The following is a 22,296-nucleotide window of genomic DNA, read 5'->3' on the forward strand; positions in this document are numbered from 1 at the left end:
TGAGCGGTTCAAGGCCATCTTCTTTGAACCATTTTGCTTCTTTTTTGGTAAAGGGTGCGAAAGAATGTTTTAAGAACGTGTGGAAGGGAGTGAACCCGGGTGTCCCAGACTGATTTAGTACTCGGATTTGTGCTAGGGAAGCTCAACACAGGCGATATTTTATTCCAGGCCATCATCTTTGTTGTGTTGCTTCTGCTATTGAAAAAATTTGCTTACGGTCCTCTTGTCGAAATGATGAGGAAACGTGAGGAACATATTGCAAAAGAAATTGAAACGGCGGAAAAAAACCGCGAAGAAGCAGCCAAGCTTTTGGAAGAACAGCGCAAGTTGCTGAAAGAAGCACGCGTTGAAGGTCAGAATTTAATTGAAAACGCAAGGAAACAAGCAGAAGTGCAGCATGATGATATCGTTGCAACAGCGCGTCAGGAAGCAGAACGCATGAAAGATGCAGCCAAAGTTGAAATCGAACAGGAAAAAGCAAAAGCTGTTGCTGCTTTGCGTGAACAGGTAGCATCCTTGTCCGTGATGATTGCCTCTAAAGTGATTGAAAAAGAAATTTCCGAGAAAGACCACGAGAAATTCATACTCGATTCTATTAAAGAGGCAGGAGAAATGAAATGAGTAATGAGGCGGTAGAAAAACGGTACGCTTCGGCACTTTTCGAGCTTGCAAAAGAGCACGGGCAGCTTCAAGAGATCGAAAAAGAAGTCCGGGCGGTAAAAGAGGTTTTTGAGGAAAACGAACCGTTCCGAAAGCTCCTTAAATCTCCGAAATTGACGATAGAAAAGAAACAAGAAATCCTTAAAAACATTTTTTCCGGATTATCCACTTTCACTTTGAATTTGTTGTTGCTCTTGACTGAGCGGCACAGGGACGAGCTCATTCCTAGGGTGTGCCGTGCTTTTATTGAACGGGTGAATGATGAACGCGGCATTGCAGATGCACTTGTCTACTCTGCCCGCCCGCTTTCTGCAGACGAGAGCAAAACGATATCCGAAGTATTTGCCAAAAAAGTCGGAAAGCTGTCTTTAAACATTGAGAATATCGTGGATGACGGTCTGCTAGCCGGATTAAAAATCAGAATTGGAAACTCTATTTTTGACAGCAGTTTGCGCGGAAAATTGGAACGGCTTGAAAAAACATTAATCAGTTAAGTGAGAAATGAGGTGCTGGATTTATGAGCATTAAGGCTGAAGAAATCAGCTTGCTGATAAAAAAACAGATTGAAAATTACCAGTCTGAAATTGAAGTGAGCGATGTCGGTACCGTTATCGAAGTCGGTGACGGGATTGCACGTGCACACGGTCTTGACCAGGCGATGGCCGGGGAACTGCTGGAATTTTCCAACGGCGTCATGGGGCTTGCGCAGAACCTTGAGGAAAGTAATGTCGGGATCATTATTCTCGGTCCTTACCGCGAAATCCATGAAGGCGATGAAGTAAGGCGTACAGGCCGGATCATGCAGGTGCCGGTCGGGGAGGAACTGATCGGTCGTGTCGTCAACCCGCTCGGCCAGCCGGTTGACGGGCTCGGACCCATCAACACAACGAAAACCCGCCCGATTGAATCAAGAGCGCCTGGCGTAATGGACCGGAAATCGGTAAGCGAACCGCTGCAAACGGGGATTAAGGCGATCGATGCACTTGTGCCGATCGGCCGCGGACAGCGGGAATTGATTATCGGCGACCGCCAAACCGGTAAAACGACCATTGCGATTGATACGATTATAAACCAAAAAGACCAGGACATGATTTGTATTTATGTTGCGATCGGCCAGAAAGAATCGACCGTCCGCGGTACAGTTGAAACGCTCCGCAAATTCGGAGCTTTGGATTATACGATTGTGGTAACGGCTTCCGCTTCACAACCGGCGCCTCTTCAATACCTGGCTCCGTATGCCGGTGTTGCGATGGGTGAAGAATTCATGCACAACGGAAAACACGTGCTTGTTGTATATGATGACTTATCCAAACAGGCTGTTGCTTACCGTGAACTTTCCTTGCTCTTGCGCCGTCCGCCGGGCCGTGAAGCCTATCCTGGCGATGTATTCTACTTGCACTCCCGCCTGCTTGAACGTGCTGCCAAATTAAGCGATGCAAAAGGCGGAGGTTCATTGACTGCATTGCCGTTCGTTGAAACACAGGCCGGCGATATTTCGGCTTACATCCCGACAAACGTGATTTCGATTACAGACGGGCAGATCTTCCTGCAGTCCGACTTGTTCTTCTCAGGTGTCCGTCCGGCGATCAATGCAGGGTTATCCGTATCCCGCGTCGGCGGTGCCGCACAAATCAAGGCAATGAAAAAAGTTTCCGGTACACTGCGTCTTGACCTGGCATCTTACCGTGAACTTGAGTCATTTGCCCAATTCGGGTCGGATCTGGATAAAGCCACCCAGGCAAAACTGGCACGCGGGCAGCGTACGGTTGAAGTATTGAAGCAGGATCTGAACAAGCCAATCAAAGTGGAAAAACAAGTATGCATCCTGTATGCATTAACAAAAGGGTTGCTGGACGATATTCCAGTGGAAGACATTCTCCGTTTTGAATCGGAACTTTATGACTGGCTGGACCAGAACCGGGCATCCCTGCTCGAAGAAATCCGTACAACCGGAAATCTTCCTGACGATGAAAAAATGAAAGAAGCTATTCAAGCCTTTAAAAAGACCTTCGTAGCATCTGAACAGCAATAATAATTGGACAGAGAACCCCGTTACCCTTATGCAGCATGCGTTCTTTTTTCACTGTAGCATCATCCCGGGGCAAACGGGCCGGATAAGACAAAGGATTTCAATCCGGGATTGGAATCCTGATTAACTCACAAGGGTGGTGAAGTGAAGTGGCATCCTTACGCGATATAAAAAACCGGATCAACTCTACGCAGAAAACAAGCCAGATTACGAAGGCCATGCAGATGGTGTCGGCTGCAAAACTGAACCGTGCGGAATTGTCCGCCAAATCATTTGTCCCTTATATGGAGAAAATGCAGGATGTAGTGGTCAGCATTTCCCAGGGGACAGGCGGCGTCCGGCATCCGATGCTTGTTTCCCGCCCGGTTAAAAGGACCGGTTATTTCGTGATCACATCTGACCGCGGACTGGCCGGCGCTTTTAACAGCAACGTTTTAAGGCTTGTAACCCAGACCATTCGGGAACGCCATCAATCTGATGATGAATATGCGATTATTGTTATCGGCCGTACAGGATACGAATTTTTCAGGCGTCTAAAGATGAATGTTGTGCTGCAGATTGTCGGCCTGTCTGACCATCCGACATTCCAGGATATCGAAAATATTACAAAGAAAACGGTCGCGATGTATGAAGACGGGACATTTGATGAGTTGTATTTGTATTACAACCATTTTGTCAGCGCCATTAGCCAGGATGTGACGGAAAAAAGGCTGCTGCCGCTTACGGATGTAACGACGACAAACCGGCTCATTTCCTATGAATTTGAACCGTCTGCAGAAGAAATCCTGAGTGTTTTGCTGCCGCAATACGCAGAAAGCCTCATTTACGGCGCACTGCTGGACAGCAAAGCAAGTGAACACGCGGCACGCATGACTGCAATGAGAAATGCGACGGACAATGCAACTGAATTAATCGACTCGTTGACATTGACATATAACCGTGCCCGCCAGGCATCCATCACACAGGAAATTACGGAAATTGTCGGTGGAGCAGCTGCACTGGAATAATTTCCGTTTTGGCAAACCGCTCTTTTGTCGAAACGGAACGGGCATGTGCCATCAAGCAAGTTAGGAGGGAACAGTATGAGCATTGGACACGTTCTGCAAGTAATGGGTCCGGTAGTTGACGTAAAGTTTGAAAATGGTCAGCTCCCTGATATTTATAACGCATTAAAAATCAATTATAAAGCAAAAAATGCCAATGAAGTGGATATCAATGTCACACTGGAAGTTGCATTACACCTGGGCGATGATGCCGTCCGCACGATTGCGATGGCTTCCACAGACGGCATCCGCCGCGGCATGGAAGTGGTGGACACAGGTGCGCCGATCTCTGTACCGGTAGGGGAAGCAACCCTTGGCCGTGTATTTAATGTCCTCGGGGAAGTCATTGACCTTGACGGCGAACTGAAAGGCAATGTGCGACGCGACCCGATCCAAAAACCGGCGCCTTCTTTCGAGCAATTATCCACGCAGGTTGAAATTCTTGAAACCGGCATTAAAGTCGTTGACCTTTTGGCGCCTTACATCAAAGGTGGGAAGATTGGCTTGTTCGGCGGTGCCGGCGTTGGCAAAACCGTGTTAATCCAGGAACTGATTAACAACGTTGCACAGGAACACGGCGGTATTTCCGTATTCGCCGGCGTAGGAGAACGGACACGTGAAGGGAACGACCTCTACTACGAAATGAAAGATTCCGGCGTTATTGCCAAAACAGCGATGGTGTTCGGACAAATGAACGAACCGCCTGGCGCACGGATGCGTGTCGCTTTAACAGGGCTGACGATGGCTGAATATTTCCGTGATGAGCAAGGGCAGGACGTATTGCTCTTTATCGATAATATTTTCCGTTTCACACAGGCAGGTTCTGAAGTTTCTGCGCTGCTCGGCCGTATGCCGTCAGCCGTAGGTTACCAGCCGACCCTTGCAACCGAAATGGGTCAGCTGCAGGAACGGATTACGTCGACCAATAAAGGTTCCATTACTTCCATTCAGGCGATTTACGTACCTGCTGACGACTATACTGACCCGGCTCCGGCCACAACATTTGCCCACCTCGATGCGACGACAAACCTTGAACGGCGTTTGTCGGAAATGGGGATTTATCCTGCTGTGGATCCGCTCGCTTCGACATCAAGGGCATTGTCCCCTGAAATTGTCGGGGAAGAGCATTACAATGTTGCCCGCCAGGTACAGCAAACATTGCAACGTTACCGCGAGCTTCAGGACATTATCGCGATCCTCGGGATGGACGAACTGAGCGAAGATGACAAAATGATTGTTGCGCGGGCTCGGCGCATCCAGTTCTTCCTGTCGCAAAACTTCCACGTTGCGGAACAATTCACAGGCCAGCCTGGATCTTATGTGCCGGTTAAGGAAACCGTCCGCGGCTTTAAAGAAATTCTTGAAGGGAAATACGACCATCTTCCTGAAGATGCTTTCCGCCTCGTAGGCACGATCGAGGATGCTGTGAAAAAAGCGGAAGCCATGGGTGTAAAAGTATAATACGGGACCGGGAGGAAGCAAAATGAGGACATTTGAAGCCAGTGTTGTCACTCCGGACGGCCCGGTATACAATGCGGAAGTAGAAATGGTTATTGCAAAGGCCAAAAGCGGCGAGATCGGCATCCTGTACGGGCATGTTCCGCTTGTTGCGCCGCTTGATATCGGCGTTGTCCGGTTTAAAAACGGCGACCAGGAAAAAGTGGTTGCAGTGAGCGGCGGCATTTTGGAAACACGGTCCAATCAAGTGACCATTCTGGCGCAGGCTGCCGAAACCCCCGAACAGATAGACATCCGGCGGGCGGAAGAAGCAAAGCAGCGCGCAGAAAAAAGATTGCATCAGTCCCATCAGGATGATGTTGATTTTAAACGGGCAGAGCTTGCGTTAAAACGCGCGATGAACCGGATTGATGTCTACCGCCACTTTTCCAGATAACCGCTTTTCCATATTGTCATTTTATGATCAAAATAACGGCACCTTCTGCTTTTTCGGAAGGTGTTTTTCTTTAAGCGGCTGATTTACCGGGCAGGCGCCTGAACGGACTAAAACAGGAAGGGAATGAGGACAGATGACAGCCGAATTCGGAACGCAGGCAGTGCTCAGCATCCTTGTGAATTTATTTTTTATTGGCATGACGTTTTGGATCCTCCAAGCCGTCCACATTGAAAAGATCATAAAGAAAAACCACATTGTCCAGGCAAGGCTCTTGTATATTTTCCTTTCTGTCGCAATCGGATACAGCGTCAGCAATTTTTTCCTTGATTATTTGCTGTGGGCGCAGCGCCTGCATTTCCTGTTCCAATGACGGGTGTCGTCAAGCATTGTTTCAAAATTCCAATTGATTGGTTCTTTTGAGGCTGGAAAATGGTTCATTTTTCCTGTTTCCAAAAAATCATCTGTTGCATACAATTTAGGTATGCTTTTTTGACAAAATTCATTATACTAGTGTATAGGGTGTCAAAACTTGACGACTTTTACCTGGTATTTCTGCCGTCTCTCTTGTTAACACTTTTAATAAGAGAGAGGGGAGCGCAAAGATGAAATTCCGATTTGTATATCCGGTTTTGGCAATTGTAGGTTTGACACTTATTTTCATGGGGAATAAGACAGATGCGGCCAATTTTACGGATCAATTGCAGTTATTTCAGGCGTCCATTGCAAAATTAAACGGCAAAGTCACTGAATGGTCTTTATATACAAGAGAACCCCTGAGGGCGCCGTCCGAACCGGAATGGGCCGAAAAAGTGCAGACATTGCAGGATACATTCCCTGAAATGCACTGGTCGGTAAAAACGGACAGGCATGTGAAGGTGCTCACGGGCAAGCTGGAAAAAAGCCATTATGTCGAAACCGTAAAATTTATGTCGACCCTATCAAATGCTGAAAACGGTTCGTATATCATTTATGAAGTGAATGGCAAAGGATGGGACCGCGCGCAAATGCGTAAAGTCAATCAACTGGTATCTGCCCGCACTCGAGCGCTTTTTACGAAAAAGCCCATGGTTTTCTCTTGTATCAAAGGCGAATTCAGTGATAAAATGGATCGTGTTTTGTTACATGAAAAAAAAGAACAACTGCTGAAACGTCTTGATGCGAAAGAAACTGAAACAATGGAAGAAAAGAACTTTTATGCAGTTTCCGGATACTCGCCTAAGTTTTCTGAAAATATCCATGCCAAAAACCGGAAAATGAATGTGCAAATCGGTTTGCGAAACAGCGGTTTGAGCGGTAAGACAACGGTCGTAATTGGCACACCCATCATTACGATTGAATATTAATATAGAGAATATGGACGCGGAGGGGAATACTCTTGGAAAAGATCATCGTCCGCGGCGGAAACAGGCTTCAGGGCGCCGTTCAAGTGGAAGGCGCAAAGAATGCCGTATTGCCTGTGATCGCTGCATCGTTATTGGCAAGTGAAGGAAAAAGCATCATACGTGATGTACCACAACTCTCCGATGTATTTACAATCAGTGAAGTGCTGCGCCACCTGAATGCTGAAGTTACGTTTCTGGAGAATGAAATCACTGTAGATGCATCAAGGGAGTTATCAATTGAAACGCCTTTTGAATATGTACGCAAAATGAGGGCATCTTTTTTAGTGCTGGGGCCGTTACTGGCAAGAACCGGGAAAGCAAGGGTCGCATTACCGGGAGGCTGCGCCATCGGATCCCGCCCTATTGACTTGCACTTAAAAGGATTTGAAGCAATGGGCGCCAAAGTAGATGTGGGAAACGGCTTTATTGAAGCGTCGGTATCCGGCCGCTTGCATGGCGCGAAAATATATATGGATTTTCCAAGCGTCGGCGCAACCCAGAATATTATGATGGCCGCATCGCTGGCTGACGGACAAACGGTCATTGAAAACTGTGCAAAAGAACCTGAAATTGTGGATCTTGCCAATTTCCTGAATGAAATGGGCGCGAATGTAAAAGGTGCCGGCACGGGAACCATCAAGATCGAAGGTGTGGAGAAGCTGCATGCTGCTGATCATACCATCATACCGGACAGAATTGAAGCAGGGACATTTATGGTTGCTGCTGCGATTACAAAGGGAAATGTGTTGGTAAAAGGTGCGGTACCTGAGCATATTTCTTCCTTAATTGCAAAACTGGAGGAAATGGGTGTAACCATCATTGAAGAAGAGAACGGCGTCCGGGTTATCGGCCCGGAAACATTAAAGGCAGTAGACATCAAGACAATGCCTTATCCGGGATTTCCGACCGATATGCAGTCGCAAATGATGGCGCTCCTTTTGTGTGCTGAAGGCACGAGCGTGATTACGGAAACGGTATTTGAAAACCGATTCATGCATGTGGAAGAATTCCGGCGCATGAATGCGGATTTAAAAATAGAAGGGCGTTCGGTTATTGTGAACGGGCCGTGCAATTTGCAGGGGGCTGAAGTTGCCGCAACAGACCTGCGGGCAGCCGCCGCTTTAATTATTGCCGGGCTGGCGGCAAAAGGCATCACCCGGGTGACCGAATTAAAACATCTGGATCGCGGCTATTTGAACTTTCATTTAAAACTGGCTGCACTTGGGGCCAACATTGAAAGGGTCGACGATGAAGCGGAAGTTGCGCCGGCAAAACAAGATCAGTTGCTTGCTGACGCCAATCTCTAGTTTGTATAAAAACCTCTGTACATATTCCCCATGTGCAGGGTTTTTTTTTCGCCATTTTTCTGCCGCTGTTCCCATTATGGACAAAACGGGCCGGTTTCAAACGTATAGGTCCTGATTTTTCATATAGTTGTTGAACAGTTTATGCTGAAACGCCGGCCAGTGCGTTCTCTCCTGCCCCAAGCGTGCGCCCCGCAACTTTTCCGGTGTGCATCTCTCCTCCTTCGCCCATAAGCGCGCCGGACGGTTCGGTGGCTTTTTTTCAGTGCCGGCAAAGGCTTGCCCCGTGCTTGTCCCCCACAATGTTCTAGCATGCATTTTTAATCATAAATGCTTGTCCCGTCCCATAAATTGGAGTATAGGCTTTCCACCACTTCGACCATATGGAGGCGTCAGCATGAAACCAATCAAACCCGTTGTAGTCGCAGCGATCCTCGTACTCGCCTTTTCCTTCCTTATTCCGGCCCTCGTCGTCCTTCCGTTCCACAACGACAAGGTGAGCGGAAAATTGCATGAAAAAAAACCGGCAAAGGAGGAGAAAAAAGCGGCATCCGTCCAGGTATCCGTATACAGAAGCATGGAGAAAAAGGTTGACCGCGTGCCAATGGAAGACTATGTTGCAGGCGTGGTCGCAGCTGAAATGCCTGCAACGTTTAAACTTGAGGCATTAAAAGCCCAGGCACTGACTGCCCGCACTTTCATCGTCAACCGGATGTTAAACGGCGGAAACAGGGATTTGCCGGATAATGCCAATGTGACAGATACGGTCAACGACCAGGTATATTTGAGCCGGGATGAACTGAAAAACGTTTGGGGGAAAGCGTATCAGGAAAAAATGGAGAAAATCAACAAAGCGGTCGCTGCAACAGAAGGCGAAATTATCACTTACCATAACAAGCCGATCGATGCAGCGTTTTTCTCAACCAGCAACGGCTACACAGAAAATGCCGGCGATTACTGGTCCAATGCCGTTCCATATTTAAAAAGCGTGAAAAGCCCGTGGGATCAAACCTCGCCAAAATTCAAGAAAGTCACATCCATCCCTGTCACGGCGTTTGAACAAAAACTCGGGGTCCGGATGCAAGCGAATGATACGGGAACCGTCTTATCCAGGACAGAAGGAAAAAGAGTGGCGAAAATCAAAATTGCCGGCAAAGTTTTCACCGGCAGGCAGGTGAGGGAGAAGCTGGGGCTGCCTTCTTCAGATTTTACATGGGAAAGAAAAGGAAATGAAATTGAAATTACAACGAAAGGATACGGGCACGGCGTTGGCATGAGCCAGTACGGGGCAAACGGCATGGCACAGGAAGGGAAAGATTATAAAGCGATTGTGGCGTATTATTATCAAGGCGTCACGGTTCAGCCATTCAGCCAAATTGCCGGAGCCGGCGCCCTAGCAAAAAAATAACCCCTTTCGAGACAAAAATTTTTTAAACTTGATGTATAAACAAATGAAGAAATGTTCAGAATGGTTGCTGAGGTGATGATAAATGAGAGAGGAAGAAAAGAAACGGCCTTCTCAACCAAAGAACATAAAAAATTTCTTCAAAAAACGCTGGGTCTATCCGGCAATCTATTTAGTAAGCGCGGTGCTGTTGATTACAGGGATTATTTGGTATCAGTCGCTTGGAACCCATTCGGCAAAAGAAAAATTTAAAAACGATGCATCCATCAGCCAGAAAGGATCCGGCAATGAAGCAATCGAAGTAAACAAAGCGGTAGAAAACTTCAGAATGCCGGTACAAAAACCTGAACTGGCCACGATTGAGAAGAAGTTTTACGACGCGAATGCTTCCGTCAAGGACCAGGAAGCCGCACTTGTTGTATACGGCAACACGTACCAGCCGAACCAGGGAGTCGACATTACGATGAAAAATGGCAAAACATTTGACGTTGTCGCTGCAATGGGCGGCACTGTTACAAAAGTGCAGGAAGACGCTGTTTTGGGCAATGTCATTGAAGTCGAACATGACAAAGGTGTGACGACCGAATACCAATCGGTAAAAGACATTGCGGTGAAAGAAGGCGATACGGTTAAGCAAGGACAAACGATCGCAAAAGCCGGCCGGAGCGAGCTGAACAAAGCAGCCGGGACGCATCTTCATTTTGAAATCCGCAAAGATGATGTAGCGGTCAATCCGGAAGGCTACTTCAATAAAACGGTCAGCGACGTCAAAACGCCGGAAGTTTCATCTGATAGCAGCCAGTCTAAGCAAAGCCAGTCTTCTGAAAAAACATCAACCAGCCAGAAAAGTCATTAAAACACAGCCCGCGCTGTAAACAGGACAGAAAACCTCTGTCCTTTTTTTATGTTTTCCGCCTGCTTCCCGTAAAAAAGCAGTTTCTTGCATAAAATGGTACACAAGCTAATAAACTGTTACAAACTTGACAAAAAAGCGAGAGTGTTTGAGGTGAGGAATCGTTAATGACGGGAACATCTTCGCTACAGACTTGATTATATTCTGCACCATCAGAAAGGCTTCACTTTCTGCCGCAAGCATGAACAGCCTGCGGGACCCAGTACAAAATTGAATCCAGCGAGTCTCATTTCACACGCCTCACATCCAATTTTTGGGGAGGGCGAGTAGTGTGCACGATTACATCAAAGAGAGGACTATCAAGATTGGGAAGTATATCGTGGAGACGAGGAAAACAGTTCGCGTAATTGCGAAAGAGTTTGGCGTATCCAAAAGTACTGTCCATAAAGATTTGACGGAAAGGCTGCCGGAAATCAATCCGGAACTGGCAAATGAGGTAAAGGATATCCTCGATTACCATAAATCTGTCCGCCATTTGCGCGGAGGGGAAGCAACGAAGCAAAAATATAAAAAAGAAGAGTATCCAGTCACAGAATAACAGCAAAACCGTTAGCAGCGCTTTCCGGCTCATGAGGGCTCCATGATCCCTGAAAGAAGCAATCGAATTGCGCGGTTGCTTCTTTTTACGGACCGGATCGGTTTGGGGAACGATTCCGGTGACAGTGCGCAGCTGCTTCCATCCGGTAAACAGCTGTCGCAAAATTAAAAAGGACACCCATGCGGAAGCCGCTTTTTTGAAAGACCGGCCCCTGTAAAATCCCCTCCGTTTACCCCGCTTGAAAAATACCCGAAAATAAAATTTGACAAATGATCCCGAAACCCGGCAAAAATATGCTAAAATAAATAATCAGGGATAACAGACAATGATAGACTTCGAATAGATAAATCGTCCTAAAAAAGTTTGAAAAATGAGGAAGGAGCACATACATGTTTGCAAAGGATATCGGAATTGATTTGGGTACCGCGAATGTACTGATCCACGTAAAAGGCCAGGGAATTGTGCTGAATGAGCCATCTGTTGTGGCGATTGAGAAAACAGCCAATAAAGTGCTCGCAGTCGGGGAGGAAGCGCGCCGCATGGTAGGCAGGACACCAGGCAATATAGTCGCCATCCGCCCGTTGAAAGACGGTGTCATTGCCGATTTTGACGTAACAGAAACGATGCTGCGGTATTTTATTAACAAGCTGAATGTAAAGGGATTCTTATCGAAACCGCGCATTTTGATTTGCTGCCCGACAAATATTACGAGCGTGGAGCAGAAAGCGATCCGCGAGGCAGCAGAAAAAAGCGGCGGGAAAAATGTTTACCTGGAAGAAGAACCGAAAGTGGCGGCCATCGGTGCAGGCATGGACATTTTCCAGCCGAGCGGGAACATGGTGGTTGATATCGGCGGCGGCACGACGGATATTGCGGTACTATCGATGGGGGACATCGTGACAAGCTCGTCCATCAAAATGGCCGGTGACAAATTTGACAATGAAATTCTGCAGTATATAAAACGGGAGTACAAACTGCTGATCGGCGAACGGACGGCGGAGAATATCAAGATGAATATCGGCACGGTATTTCCGGGCGCCCGCAATGAAGAAATGGACATCCGGGGCAGGGATATGGTTTCCGGCTTGCCGCGGACGATTACGATTAAATCTGCTGAAATTGAAAAAGCGCTGCGTGAATCCGTATCCATCATTGTCCACGCCACGAAAAACGTTTTGGAGAAAACGCCTCCTGAACTGTCAGCCGACATCATTGATCGTGGTGTCATTTTAACAGGCGGTGGGGCCCTTTTGCACGGTATTGACCAATTGCTTGCCGAAGAAATTAAAGTACCGGTCCTTGTTGCCGAAAATCCGATGAGTTCTGTAGCGATCGGAACAGGCGTCATGCTTGAAAATATCGATAAAATTTCAAAAAGAAAACTCGTTTAATCAAACGTTTGATGAATGCTCCAGCGAGGTGAATGGCAATGTTACGGGGTTTGTATACAGCGGCTTCCGGGATGATCGCCCAGCAGCGGAAAACGGATTTGCTCGCCAATAATTTATCCAACGCAGATACGCCGGGATATAAAACGGACCAGTCATCGATCCGCTCTTTCCCGAAAATGCTGCTCAGTTATATGGATAAAAACGGGACAACAGGCGAAGTGGTGAAATCGGTCGGGTCACTTGCGACCGGTGTTTACATGCAGGAAACACTGCCGCTTTTTAAACAGGGCGACCTTGAAGAAACAGGCAACCGGACCGATTTGGCCATATTCGATCAAGCTTCACCGGAGGGGAGCCTGTTCTTCCGCATCGATGATGGCAACGGCCATGAAGTCTATACGCGGAACGGGAATTTCACGGTAAACCCGGAAGGCTATTTAACGACCGCTTCCGGCCATTATGTGCTGGATGAAAACGGGGGACGGATTCGGACAGGGGGAACCGATTTTTCCGTCGATGCGGCTGGCGCGGTAACGGAGAACGGGCGCTATGCAGGTACGATTGGCCTTGCTTACGCCCAAAATCCGGCACAGCTTGAGAAAACAGGCGACGGTTTATATACGCTCGCGAATAACGGGGCGCTGCCGGCTGCAGGCCAAAATGGCTTTCAAATCAAGCAGGGCTTCCTGGAATCTTCCAATGTCGATGAGACAAAAACAATGACAGATATGATGAGTGCTTACCGCTCTTTTGAAGCCAATCAAAAAGTACTGCAGGCTTATGATGCAAGCCTCGGCAAAGCCGTAAACGACGTAGGAAAAGTATAACGGAGAATGGTAGGGTGAAATAGCGCCATGAATCAATCCATGCTGACAGCAACGAACACGCTCAGGCAGTTGCAGGACAAAATCGATACCATCAGCCATAATGTTGCCAATGTGGATACAAACGGCTATAAAAGCAAACAGGCGAGCTTTACCGATCTGCTCGTCCAGCAAATCAACAACCAGCCGGATACATCCAAAGAAACAGGCAGAAAAACGCCGTACGGCATCCGGACCGGCACGGGGGCAAAACTGGCACAAGCGGTCATTTCCCCATCGCAGGGGGCACTTGAACATACCGGACGCGCCCTTGATATGGCCTTTACAAAAGAAAACCAGTATTTAAAAGTGCTTGCCCGGGCAAATGGCAGTGATGAAGTGGCATTTACGCGCAATGGCGCATTGGAAGTGTCCCCGCTCGGAAACAATAGAAGTGTGCTCACTGATGCGAACGGGAACCCTGTCCTGGATGAGCATAACGCGATGATTACATTTCGGGGCAATGTAGCAGATTACGCGATCAGGCCAAACGGGACCTTGCAGGTGGCATACAGTGATGGCACGCGGGAAAGCTTTAACCTCGGCGTTGTCCAAATGCGCAATCCGCAAGTGCTGGAACAGGTCGGGAACAACTTGCTGAGACTGCCGCAAAACGTTAATGCGGCAAATGTGTACACAGATTTGACAGGTGCAACCCGCAGCCAGATTTCTATGCAGCAGGGCGTGCTTGAAAAATCGAATGTCGACCTTTCCACTGAAATAACGGAGCTAACGAAAACAGAACGGTTGTATCAGTTCCAGTCAAAGACGATTACATTGTCCGACCAGATGATGGGCCTTGTAAATAACATCCGTTCCTGATGATTCGTTTTTTACGGAAAACAGCTGTCTTGCACTTTAAGGCGGATCCCGGGGAAGGCAGCTGTTTGGATCCTGCCCCCGCCTTGTTCGCTCCCGGATTGAAACTGAAAATGGAGGATTTTTGCCAATGTTGGATTTGCAACAAATTAAAGACATTCTCCCGCATCGTTATCCTTTTTTATTGATTGATCGTATTCTTGAAGTGGAAGAAGGAAAACGTGCGGTTGGAATCAAAAATGTATCTGGAAATGAACCCTTTTTTGCCGGCCACTTCCCGTCCTATCCGGTCATGCCGGGTGTATTGATTGTGGAGGCGCTCGCACAAGTGGGCGCTGTCGCCATGTTAAAAAAGGAAGAAAACCGCGGGAAACTTGCGCTTTTTGCAGGGATTGACAAATGCCGGTTTAAACGCCAGGTGAAACCGGGAGACCAGCTTCATCTCGAAGTGGAAATCATCCGCTTGAAAGGGCCGGTCGGAAAAGGCAAAGCGGTTGCCACCGTCGACGGGGAGCTTGCCTGTGAAGCGGAAATCATGTTTGCGCTTGAAAAATAAAGACGGGGCACCAGGCCGCTTTTTCCCGAAAAAAAATCAGCCGGATGTCCAGCTGACAAAAAAGAAAAGGGGATAAGAAGAGGATCGGTATTGATAACAAACACATTCTCTCTGATGGGGCAAAATAGGAGAAACATTTAGGAACTGGTAAATGGAAAAAAGTTAGGAAAGGAAAACTCTTACGTTACTTCAGGTGTGGCACGAGTGCGGGCATTTTGCGGCTCTCTTCCTCTATCCGTTTTACTTCCTGCATCAAAAGTGCAAGCTGCCGGTTCAGCATGCCCTGCTTGACGATCATATCCGCTAAGACCCGCTCAAGTGCATCCAACCGTTTTGCTGCATCTTCCATTGCATGCTACCCTCCCTGACCGGTTTTTTGCAGCGGCTTGTTTTCCGGCCGTTTGCTTAAAAATTGGACTGTGTCGGCAATGACTTCGGTGACATAAACCCTTTTTCCTTCTTTATTATCATAATGGCGGGTCTGAATCCGACCGGTAATGCCGAGCATGGAACCTTTTGCGCAATATTTGCTTGTGTTTTCTGCGATTTTATTCCAAAGGGTACATTGGACAAAATCGGTTAACGTTTCGCCAAATTGGTTCCGGTAATGGCGGTTTAAGGCAAGCGTAACATTTAACACCGGTTTTCCATCTGCCGTGTAGTGAAGATCCGGATCTTTTGTAAGCCTTCCAACTAATGTGACCTGGTTAATCAACTGTGCCACCCCCTTCCTGCATTTATCTTACCGGCTTTCCATTTTCGTGTAAAATCGTCATTTTTCAAAAATCGCCCCCTTTTTTCGGGCAAAAATCAATTTTTCACGCGTGATTTTTACAAATTTCGGCGACAAAAAAGGGATATGGTATAATTTAAAATTTTTTTCGTATGGAGATGGGCATTGTCGGCCGGCAAAAACATGGCAGTCACCGGTCTTTTGAGACGAGGGGAGAAACTTGGCGTGATCGGTGATCGTAGGTTGGATGTATGTTATAATTTTTACAAACGAATAGGGAGGAAAGGGATGAAAACATTTAAGATCCTGTCACTTACCATTTTGAATGACGGCGAACGGGTGTCGATTCCGTTGATTGACGGGTTGATTCTGAACAAGGAAGACGGAAGGGGCACCTGGCTGATTGAAGCGTACACGGAGCGCAAGTATTTGCCGTTTTTTGCGGAAAGAGAAAAGCAGCAGACGGAGCTTGATACCGAAGTCGTGATCACTTACGAGAACAATGATCCGGCACCGCTTTCGACCCGGGTTAGGGGAATAAGAGAATTTGACGGGACGATCAGCGTTCTGCTCGAAGGGAAAATGCGCTCGAGACGGATCGCGTATGCGGAAAAACTGCTCGAGGAGCTGGTCCGCGAAGGGTATGAAGGCGAGCAATTAATTGAGGCATTTAAAGAAAGATTAAACGGAAAAGGCCGCTCTGCGTCATAAAACAGAGCGGCTTTACGTGTATTTTTCAGCACTATTTTTTCTTTTTTAATGGAATGACTTCCTTATGGACTTTGTTATTTTCTTCCCAATAGATAATGACTTTTGGATGTTCTCCTTTTTTCGGCGCATCTGTATACTCCACAAATCCGGTGTCCGGTGACACTCTTTCTTTCACTTCCGTTTTGTCTCCAACTTCCATTTTACCACCGATCCAATATTGCGATTTCAAGACATACACTTTCTTTTTTTCTTTTTTGGAGCCATTCCAAATGAAATCTCCAGAATAGTTAACATCCTCATATTTCTCTCCGTTATACGATAATACAGCAGTCCATTTGCCGCTCTTACTGTGGCCCACCCATTTTGGATAGCTGGGCTTTTCCTTTTCATAAACAACCACACCAACTATGATTCCAATAACAACAACGGCAGCAATGATACCAATAATAGCCCAAGACTTTTTCATGGTTACGTCCCCTCCTTTTCATAGATAATAATAAATATTCAAAAAATAACGGAAGGGGAGGAGGCATAAAGTGGTACTCCTCTCCCTTTAACTTTGCAGCAAAACCAAATGTTTCAATTCGTCATCGGACAGCTCAGTTACCCAGTTGTCACTTTGGATAATTTCGTCGTTCAGTGCCTGTTTTTTTTCAAGCATGGCGTCAATCTTTTCTTCAAGTGTGCCGGTCGCAATCAATTTATGGACATGGACAAACCGCTGCTGTCCGATGCGATGCGCCCTGTCTGTTGCCTGGTTTTCAACAGCCGGGTTCCACCAGCGGTCATAATGAATGACATGATTGGCCGCTGTTAAGTTCAAGCCCGTTCCCCCGGCTTTTAAGCTCAGGAGAAAAACAGGGAACGCCTTGTTTTGAAAATCACGGATCAACTGGTCGCGTTTTGCTTTCGGCATGCTTCCGTTTAAAAACGGAACGTCAAGACCGAACAGCTCCTTCATCATTTGCCGAATCATCTGGCCCATCCCGATATACTGGGTGAAAATCAGGCATGATTCTCCCGTATTCAAAATGGCTTCTGTCAGCGTGGCCAGTTTTTCCAATTTAAATGACCGTTCCAAAAGGTGCGCCGGTTTTTCTTCTTTCAGAAACAGGGCAGGATGGTTGCACAGCTGCTTCAGCCGGTTCAGCATCTGCAAAATCAGCGCTCTTCTGCCAAGCCCGCTCAGCTGGTCGATCCCCTTAAAAGCATTTTGCACCGTTTCTTCATACAGAGCCGCCTGCTCCGCCGTCAGCGGGCAATATTCTTTTTGCTCCAGCTTTTCGGGCAGATTCAGTTCCACATCCGGATCTTTTTTCGTCCGGCGTAGCAAAAACGGCTGAATGAGGCGCTTAAGCTCGCGGATTTTTTCTTTCGATCCATCCTTTTCGATCGGGGCGATGAACCGTTTTTGGAACTGCCTGAACGTGCCCAAATAGCCTTTATTGGTAAAATCAAAGATCGCCCACAGTTCTGAGAGCCGGTTTTCCATCGGGGTGCCGGTCAAAGCAATATAGTGCCTGCCCTTTAGTTTCCGGATCGCCCGCGACTGTTTCGTCTCCGCATTTTTAATGTTTTGCGCTTCATCAAGGGCGATCGTGCTCCATTCCACAGCTGACAATGCCTCGAAATCAAGGTTGGCAATCCCGTAGCTCGTCAGTACAACATCGGCATGTTGATAGTAATCCCCCAGTTTTTCTTTTTCCCGGTTCGGTCCGTAATGGAGGGCGACATTTAAGCTGTTTCCAAATTTTTCGATTTCCCGCTGCCAGTTGCCGAGGACAGATGTCGGACAGATGATAAGCGCCGGTTTTTCCGGCTGTTTCGTATATTTCACATGGAGAAGGTAAGCGATCAGCTGCACGGTTTTCCCAAGCCCCATATCGTCTGCCAGTACGGCGCCAAACCCGCAATCACGCAAAAAGGCAAGCCAGTTTAAGCCGAGCTGCTGGTACGGCCGCAAATCGCCCTGAAATCCGGGCGGGATCGGGACGGATGGCATTTCGGTCAGATTGGAAAGCTTTCGGATAAACTTTTTTAATGACTGGTTCAGTTCAATTTGAATCCGGGCGAGCGCCTGCACATCCTCTGTTTCTTCTTCATCCGTTTCCTCTTCGGATTCGGAAGTTTGTGCGAGCAGATCCTGAAGATGGAGCCCCTCTTTTTTGGCTTTTTCCATAAGCGCCTGCAGCGATCGAATCATCTTCGGATCAAGTGTGATCCACTCGTCTCCCGCTTTCACAAAGCGGCGCCCCTTGTTGATCAGATTTTGGAACGCTTCTTCGCTCATTTCTGCCCCATTTAAGGAAATCCGCCAGTCAAATTCGAGCACCGTATTAAGATTAAAAAAAGACCGGTAGCTTGTGTTTTTTTTCAGTTTAGCTTTCAGCCGCATATTGGCGTTTTTAACGGATGACCACCAGGACGGCAGCATAATTTCGACACCGAGCGGGAGAAGCTTTTCGCTGGCGTGAACGAAGAATGCCCATGCTTGGTTTTCTTCGAGTTCATTGCGCAGCTGCCCGTTTTCATCATGAAGCCAAGGGAACAATTTTCCCCATCTTGCCTGTTCGAGCCGGATCTCTTCTTCAAATGGCTGCCATTTTTTATACAGCTTTTGCCGAGGGTAGACGAGCAGCCGTTCCGGTTTATCACGGTCGCGCAACACGGTCTCAAGCTTCCAGTACCCCCCATCCGTGTCAGGTTCAAAAAGGCGGATCCCAATTGTAAAGGGGAGGGACGCTTCGCCCGCCCATAGTTGAAAGCGTCGCTTGTCAAAATAGGAGGTGAGTTCCTGGTTTGTAAAGCCTGATTTTTTCAGCTCCATGAATTGCCGCTTCAATTGCGGCCGGCTGGCGATAAAAGAACGGGCCGCTTCTCCGTACCATTCGGAGAGCACGCGCGACAAAGGTTTTTCATCCAGCTCCCGGTCCCAAAATGACGGGTTGAACTCGTGGATGACGGTATCAGGCAGCTCTATCGCCCATGCTTCTTCTTCCGGAAGTGCAGCCGCTGTCGCAAGCCAGCCGCCGCTTAAAACGGCATCAAGCAGCACGGGAGCCACAGCAAGATAAATTTGCCCGCGTTCATCCCAATCCCATCGCAACATCGAACTGAAACCTTCTTTTCCGAGCAGGGACAAAAGCGTAAAGCTGTCGGCCAAAATCCCGCTGCGGTTTCCGAAACGCGTGTACGGTATGAAGGCGCCATAAAAACTTTCTTCATGCCACATCAACAAAGACGGCGCCCAGTAGGAAGGATCGGCTTCGTTTCCGGCCCGGTCTTCGGCATATAAGAAATAACGCCCGCCCGGATCCGGTTGTATATTGATTTTTACATCATATTCCATCTGCATCGGTCAAATTTCCCCTCCTGCATTCTTCCTGAAAAGCGCGCATCCGTTTTGTCCGTTCCTTGATTTCGTCAAAGAATGCGTACCACCTTTCCTCTTCATGGCGTTTCCGGTAAATGGCTTTTAATTTTTTCAAATAGCGGACGGCTTTTTGATAGGACTTCCGGTTTTTTTCCCCGATACAGATGCCGACCGCCCGGTGGTAAAGAGGGAGGAGGACTTCAGGTGCTTGCTTTGCAACCCGTTCGAGTTTTTCTTTTGCCATATCCTCGGGTGTATTGCCGATCAGTGTCTGGAGTTCCGCCCACTCCCTGTATCTTGCGGATAAAAATAAAATATCCCCGTATTTCGGGGCGCTGACAGGCAAAAAGGCGCGGTACAGTTTTTCCAGTAATTTCAGCTGCTGGGCGGAGAGCGCCTGTTCATTGATGGAGCGGAAAAACATTCGCATATAGGCAGCCTTGTCATAGTCATCCCCGCATGTTTCCAAAAGGCGCGGGATCATCGGTAAGGCAGCGGAGATATAGCGGAACAGTCTCTCGTCCGCTTTCAGTTCCAAGAACCAGTACGGCATATATACGGCTGTATTGACGCCGCTTTGAGCCAGCTGCCTGAGAAAAAACAGCGCGGTGTCGTCATTCCCGAGCAAAAAGGCGAGATGGATGAAGCAGAGCACCTTCGTGGAGGAGAGATTTTCACCGGCATCAATGCTGTTTAAAATTTCCTTCCTTAAACGCGCCTCTTCCTCTTTCCGCCAATTTTCTTTCTTTAGCAGGCGCGACCAGAGGATTCGGTAAAAATCAACGGTTTCAAGTTCGTAGAGGGATACACTTTCTGCCAGCTCACGGGTGTTTTCGCGGAAATAAGCGATAAACGGATCAAAAACAAACGGGAGCGCTGCGGACGACAGCTGGTTTGCCGCTTCTTCCGCTTCGCCGGACAAAAATTGCATGAGAGCCGTGGACGAAAAAAAGTCATTTTTCAAACAAATCGTGTTAATGTACTTAAACAATTCATAGGCAGCAGTCAGTTTGTAAAGCGGCTCCCATTCCCGTTCGACAGGCAAAAAAAGGGTAAGCCGGCGGTATACTTCCCTTGCCGAGAGATCGAGAAGAAATTCATCATTCACATTGATCTCTTCAAAAGCGGTATGGAAATCGTCCAGCCACATGCTGATGTTTTGCCCGGATGTTTCCGCCTTTTTCTCCAGCAAATCGCTTGCCCGTTTCACGGATTGCAGAATGTCCCCGTCCGTACTGCGTCGCTTCCACTCCCGGACCCAGTCAAACACACTGTTTTCTTCACTATAGGCAGAGAAAAACAAAGCCATCAGGTGGCGGCAAAAACCGTCATGGGGGCAGGAACAATCAAAAAACAACGGGTCAAAAAGATCCAGCCCGCAATCCACCGGTGTCACATCCTGAACTTTCCCGCGCAAAAACCGTCCCGAAATCCGTTTGTCATGGACTAGATGCTGGCGGTACAACAGCAGCCCTTTTTGCACCAGTTTCTGGTGGGAATCGCGCTCCGGCTGCAAATGGTTCTGAAGTTTTTTGGCATAATCATTCAGTAAGGCGGCCATAGGACGACACACTTCCTTAGTAAAATATGTAAACAAAAAGCAGGTAGCTGCTTCGATTGTGACAGATGATAATTCAACTATTTAGCATAATACACATTTCCGTTGATGTCCAGTGCGGAAAGGAGACGTATGTGTCAAGTTTTTCTCGACAAGGTTTAAATATCGGGTATTCCAAGACACTCTTTTTGTACACTTTCGGCTACCGTGCTTTACTTGCTCGGTGTAATTTTCGGAAAAGATGTAGTATTTTCGTATAAAGATGGATAACGGGGATGTTGAGGCGCGCGAAATTCACTCGCTTTCCGCGGGCGGCCGGCGAGCCTCCTCGCTCGTACCTCGCTGCGGGGTCTCTCCTGGCTCGCTTTTCCCGCAGGAGTCTCGTAAATTTCGCGCGCCTCAACGATCAGTCCCCACTGAGCCAGGCTTAAAACGAAAGCTCTAATATTTTGCTTAAATGTCCCATTGAGTATGCCTTGTTTGATTTTCACCATGGCTTCTGCGCCAAGTTCACTCCAATGCATGCCCCTTTTTTTCATCCTGAAGGAGATATGCCTTTGATTCGATTCCATCGCTCCTAGGCCTCTCGCACCTTCCGGCACGTTTTTCACCCTGTCTCTCCAGTCAAAAATGCGGTCCCAGTTTTTCAAGATATACGAACGGAATTCCTTGATTTTCTTGAGAGCCTTTTTATCCGTCAAGGTGCTTTCGTGCGTATCCAAATATAACGTGAATTGGTCCAGGTCATGCGTTCTAATCGCTTTTCTAATTTGCTCCTTGATCTCGCTCTTTCCGCCCCCAAATGTCCTTATGATGGCTTGTGCAACGTGGTAGGTATCCAGCTGGTTGAGCACCGGAAATTCCGACTGTGAGAAAGCTGTTTGAAACCGTTCAGCTGTGTATCCCGCACCTCCATCACTGTTTGTAATGACATGCGTTTTTTCGAGGGAGTAGGTGTTGGCAGCTGTGGCTTGGACTTCATCCCAAAATGTCTGAATGTCTTCCGTCGTCATGATGACTGTGGGCTGACGCAGGGAGACCCTTTTACCATTGGTTTCCCAACCTTCATAGAGAATGGCATGGCGGACTTCCATACCCTGTTTCTTTTCCAGTCCCCGGATGAA

Annotated in this window: 23 protein-coding genes; 17 read left to right on the forward strand and 6 right to left on the reverse strand. The window is 47.7% G+C overall.

Annotation, left to right across the window (positions count from 1 at the left end):
- Positions 1 to 99 precede the first annotated feature (99 nt).
- The 16 genes from atpF to fabZ all read left to right on the forward strand — a co-directional run bounded on the left by atpF (position 100) and on the right by fabZ (position 14,797).
- Positions 100 to 621: a F0F1 ATP synthase subunit B gene (gene atpF, locus NFR98_RS08815; protein WP_014096763.1), complete on the forward strand. Its 522-nt coding sequence runs from the start codon at positions 100 to 102 to the stop codon at positions 619 to 621.
- Complete coding sequence (locus NFR98_RS08820) at positions 618 to 1,154, forward strand: F0F1 ATP synthase subunit delta (RefSeq protein WP_251459973.1); 537 nt, start codon at positions 618 to 620, stop codon at positions 1,152 to 1,154. The genes atpF and NFR98_RS08820 overlap by 4 nt, the downstream gene beginning before the upstream one ends.
- A 23-nt stretch (positions 1,155 to 1,177) precedes the next feature.
- Entirely contained in the window at positions 1,178 to 2,692 is a 1,515-nt protein-coding gene (gene atpA / locus NFR98_RS08825; protein ID WP_014096765.1) for a F0F1 ATP synthase subunit alpha, read from the forward strand.
- Between the two features lie 146 nt (positions 2,693 to 2,838).
- Positions 2,839 to 3,696 (forward strand): ATP synthase F1 subunit gamma, encoded by an 858-nt coding sequence (gene atpG, locus NFR98_RS08830; protein WP_014096766.1) that lies wholly within the window; start codon positions 2,839 to 2,841, stop codon positions 3,694 to 3,696.
- A 75-nt stretch (positions 3,697 to 3,771) separates the two neighbouring features.
- Positions 3,772 to 5,193: a F0F1 ATP synthase subunit beta gene (atpD, locus tag NFR98_RS08835; RefSeq protein WP_014096767.1), complete on the forward strand. Its 1,422-nt coding sequence runs from the start codon at positions 3,772 to 3,774 to the stop codon at positions 5,191 to 5,193.
- Positions 5,194 to 5,215: 22 nt separating this feature from the next.
- Positions 5,216 to 5,626 (forward strand): F0F1 ATP synthase subunit epsilon, encoded by a 411-nt coding sequence (locus NFR98_RS08840; RefSeq protein ID WP_014096768.1) that lies wholly within the window; start codon positions 5,216 to 5,218, stop codon positions 5,624 to 5,626.
- Between the two features lie 133 nt (positions 5,627 to 5,759).
- Positions 5,760 to 5,996 (forward strand): DUF1146 family protein, encoded by a 237-nt coding sequence (locus tag NFR98_RS08845; protein WP_014096769.1) that lies wholly within the window; start codon positions 5,760 to 5,762, stop codon positions 5,994 to 5,996.
- Positions 5,997 to 6,228: 232 nt separating this feature from the next.
- Entirely contained in the window at positions 6,229 to 6,969 is a 741-nt protein-coding gene (locus NFR98_RS08850; protein WP_014096770.1) for a YwmB family TATA-box binding protein, read from the forward strand.
- A gap of 32 nt (positions 6,970 to 7,001) precedes the next feature.
- On the forward strand, positions 7,002 to 8,315 hold the full coding sequence (gene murA / locus NFR98_RS08855) for a UDP-N-acetylglucosamine 1-carboxyvinyltransferase (protein WP_014096771.1): 1,314 nt from the start codon (positions 7,002 to 7,004) through the stop codon (positions 8,313 to 8,315).
- 394 nt (positions 8,316 to 8,709) lie between these two features.
- Entirely contained in the window at positions 8,710 to 9,720 is a 1,011-nt protein-coding gene (gene spoIID, locus NFR98_RS08860) for a stage II sporulation protein D (RefSeq protein WP_017550311.1), read from the forward strand.
- Between the two features lie 82 nt (positions 9,721 to 9,802).
- Entirely contained in the window at positions 9,803 to 10,573 is a 771-nt protein-coding gene (gene spoIIQ / locus NFR98_RS08865; RefSeq protein ID WP_017550310.1) for a stage II sporulation protein SpoIIQ, read from the forward strand.
- Between the two features lie 328 nt (positions 10,574 to 10,901).
- The gene (gene spoIIID, locus NFR98_RS08870) at positions 10,902 to 11,168 is read left to right on the forward strand and encodes a sporulation transcriptional regulator SpoIIID (RefSeq protein ID WP_014096774.1); all 267 of its coding nucleotides are present in this window, start codon (positions 10,902 to 10,904) and stop codon (positions 11,166 to 11,168) included.
- Between the two features lie 389 nt (positions 11,169 to 11,557).
- Entirely contained in the window at positions 11,558 to 12,559 is a 1,002-nt protein-coding gene (locus NFR98_RS08875; RefSeq protein WP_014096775.1) for a rod shape-determining protein, read from the forward strand.
- Positions 12,560 to 12,597: 38 nt separating this feature from the next.
- Positions 12,598 to 13,386 (forward strand): flagellar hook-basal body protein, encoded by a 789-nt coding sequence (locus tag NFR98_RS08880; protein ID WP_014096776.1) that lies wholly within the window; start codon positions 12,598 to 12,600, stop codon positions 13,384 to 13,386.
- A gap of 27 nt (positions 13,387 to 13,413) precedes the next feature.
- Positions 13,414 to 14,244 (forward strand): flagellar hook-basal body protein, encoded by an 831-nt coding sequence (locus NFR98_RS08885; protein ID WP_014096777.1) that lies wholly within the window; start codon positions 13,414 to 13,416, stop codon positions 14,242 to 14,244.
- A gap of 127 nt (positions 14,245 to 14,371) precedes the next feature.
- Positions 14,372 to 14,797 carry a 3-hydroxyacyl-ACP dehydratase FabZ gene (gene fabZ / locus NFR98_RS08890; RefSeq protein ID WP_014096778.1) on the forward strand — a complete coding sequence of 142 codons (426 nt, stop codon included), beginning with the start codon at positions 14,372 to 14,374 and terminating at the stop codon, positions 14,795 to 14,797.
- 184 nt (positions 14,798 to 14,981) lie between these two features.
- On the opposite strand, the gene NFR98_RS08895 is transcribed toward fabZ, so the two are convergent.
- On the reverse strand, positions 14,982 to 15,146 hold the full coding sequence (locus tag NFR98_RS08895; protein ID WP_013860712.1) for a hypothetical protein: 165 nt from the start codon (positions 15,144 to 15,146) through the stop codon (positions 14,982 to 14,984).
- A gap of 6 nt (positions 15,147 to 15,152) precedes the next feature.
- A complete protein-coding gene (locus tag NFR98_RS08900) occupies positions 15,153 to 15,512 on the reverse strand; it encodes a single-stranded DNA-binding protein (protein ID WP_014096779.1) in 360 nt (119 codons plus the stop codon).
- Positions 15,513 to 15,818: 306 nt separating this feature from the next.
- On the opposite strand from NFR98_RS08900, the gene NFR98_RS08905 reads away from it, so the two are divergent.
- Positions 15,819 to 16,241, forward strand: coding sequence for a YwpF-like family protein (locus tag NFR98_RS08905; RefSeq protein ID WP_014096780.1), 423 nt, complete (start codon positions 15,819 to 15,821; stop codon positions 16,239 to 16,241).
- Positions 16,242 to 16,272: 31 nt separating this feature from the next.
- Here the strand turns inward: NFR98_RS08905 and NFR98_RS08910 are convergent, their stop codons facing one another.
- The 4 genes from NFR98_RS08910 to NFR98_RS08925 all read right to left on the reverse strand — a co-directional run.
- Positions 16,273 to 16,707, reverse strand: coding sequence for a DUF4944 domain-containing protein (locus tag NFR98_RS08910; RefSeq protein ID WP_014096781.1), 435 nt, complete (start codon positions 16,705 to 16,707; stop codon positions 16,273 to 16,275).
- 87 nt (positions 16,708 to 16,794) lie between these two features.
- Positions 16,795 to 19,596 (reverse strand): DEAD/DEAH box helicase, encoded by a 2,802-nt coding sequence (locus NFR98_RS08915; protein WP_017550307.1) that lies wholly within the window; start codon positions 19,594 to 19,596, stop codon positions 16,795 to 16,797.
- Positions 19,580 to 21,175 carry a hypothetical protein gene (locus NFR98_RS08920; protein WP_014096783.1) on the reverse strand — a complete coding sequence of 532 codons (1,596 nt, stop codon included), beginning with the start codon at positions 21,173 to 21,175 and terminating at the stop codon, positions 19,580 to 19,582. The genes NFR98_RS08915 and NFR98_RS08920 overlap by 17 nt, the downstream gene beginning before the upstream one ends.
- Positions 21,176 to 21,384: 209 nt before the next feature.
- Positions 21,385 to 22,296: ISLre2 family transposase (locus tag NFR98_RS08925; RefSeq protein WP_251459976.1), on the reverse strand; the 912-nt coding region annotated here is incomplete at its 5' end.

The sequence above is a fragment of the Weizmannia agrestimuris genome, from assembly GCF_943193165.1.
GTDB classification, from domain to species: domain Bacteria; phylum Bacillota; class Bacilli; order Bacillales; family Bacillaceae_C; genus Weizmannia; species Weizmannia faecalis.

Excerpts from the sequence above, each read along its gene's own strand:
- NFR98_RS08845 (WP_014096769.1), top strand. The coding sequence starts at position 5,760 with ATGACAGCCGAATTCGGAACGCAGGCAGTGCTCAGCATCCTTGTGAAT.
- NFR98_RS08875 (WP_014096775.1), top strand. The coding sequence starts at position 11,558 with ATGTTTGCAAAGGATATCGGAATTGATTTGGGTACCGCGAATGTACTG.
- NFR98_RS08905 (WP_014096780.1), top strand. The coding sequence starts at position 15,819 with ATGAAAACATTTAAGATCCTGTCACTTACCATTTTGAATGACGGCGAA.
- NFR98_RS08915 (WP_017550307.1), bottom strand. The coding sequence starts at position 19,596 with ATGCAGATGGAATATGATGTAAAAATCAATATACAACCGGATCCGGGC.
- NFR98_RS08895 (WP_013860712.1), bottom strand. The coding sequence starts at position 15,146 with ATGGAAGATGCAGCAAAACGGTTGGATGCACTTGAGCGGGTCTTAGCG.
- spoIID (WP_017550311.1), top strand. The coding sequence starts at position 8,710 with ATGAAACCAATCAAACCCGTTGTAGTCGCAGCGATCCTCGTACTCGCC.
- NFR98_RS08885 (WP_014096777.1), top strand. The coding sequence starts at position 13,414 with ATGAATCAATCCATGCTGACAGCAACGAACACGCTCAGGCAGTTGCAG.
- NFR98_RS08920 (WP_014096783.1), bottom strand. The coding sequence starts at position 21,175 with ATGGCCGCCTTACTGAATGATTATGCCAAAAAACTTCAGAACCATTTG.
- atpD (WP_014096767.1), top strand. The coding sequence starts at position 3,772 with ATGAGCATTGGACACGTTCTGCAAGTAATGGGTCCGGTAGTTGACGTA.
- atpA (WP_014096765.1), top strand. The coding sequence starts at position 1,178 with ATGAGCATTAAGGCTGAAGAAATCAGCTTGCTGATAAAAAAACAGATT.
- spoIIQ (WP_017550310.1), top strand. The coding sequence starts at position 9,803 with ATGAGAGAGGAAGAAAAGAAACGGCCTTCTCAACCAAAGAACATAAAA.
- NFR98_RS08880 (WP_014096776.1), top strand. The coding sequence starts at position 12,598 with ATGTTACGGGGTTTGTATACAGCGGCTTCCGGGATGATCGCCCAGCAG.
- NFR98_RS08840 (WP_014096768.1), top strand. The coding sequence starts at position 5,216 with ATGAGGACATTTGAAGCCAGTGTTGTCACTCCGGACGGCCCGGTATAC.
- NFR98_RS08850 (WP_014096770.1), top strand. The coding sequence starts at position 6,229 with ATGAAATTCCGATTTGTATATCCGGTTTTGGCAATTGTAGGTTTGACA.
- NFR98_RS08910 (WP_014096781.1), bottom strand. The coding sequence starts at position 16,707 with ATGAAAAAGTCTTGGGCTATTATTGGTATCATTGCTGCCGTTGTTGTT.
- NFR98_RS08820 (WP_251459973.1), top strand. The coding sequence starts at position 618 with ATGAGTAATGAGGCGGTAGAAAAACGGTACGCTTCGGCACTTTTCGAG.
- fabZ (WP_014096778.1), top strand. The coding sequence starts at position 14,372 with ATGTTGGATTTGCAACAAATTAAAGACATTCTCCCGCATCGTTATCCT.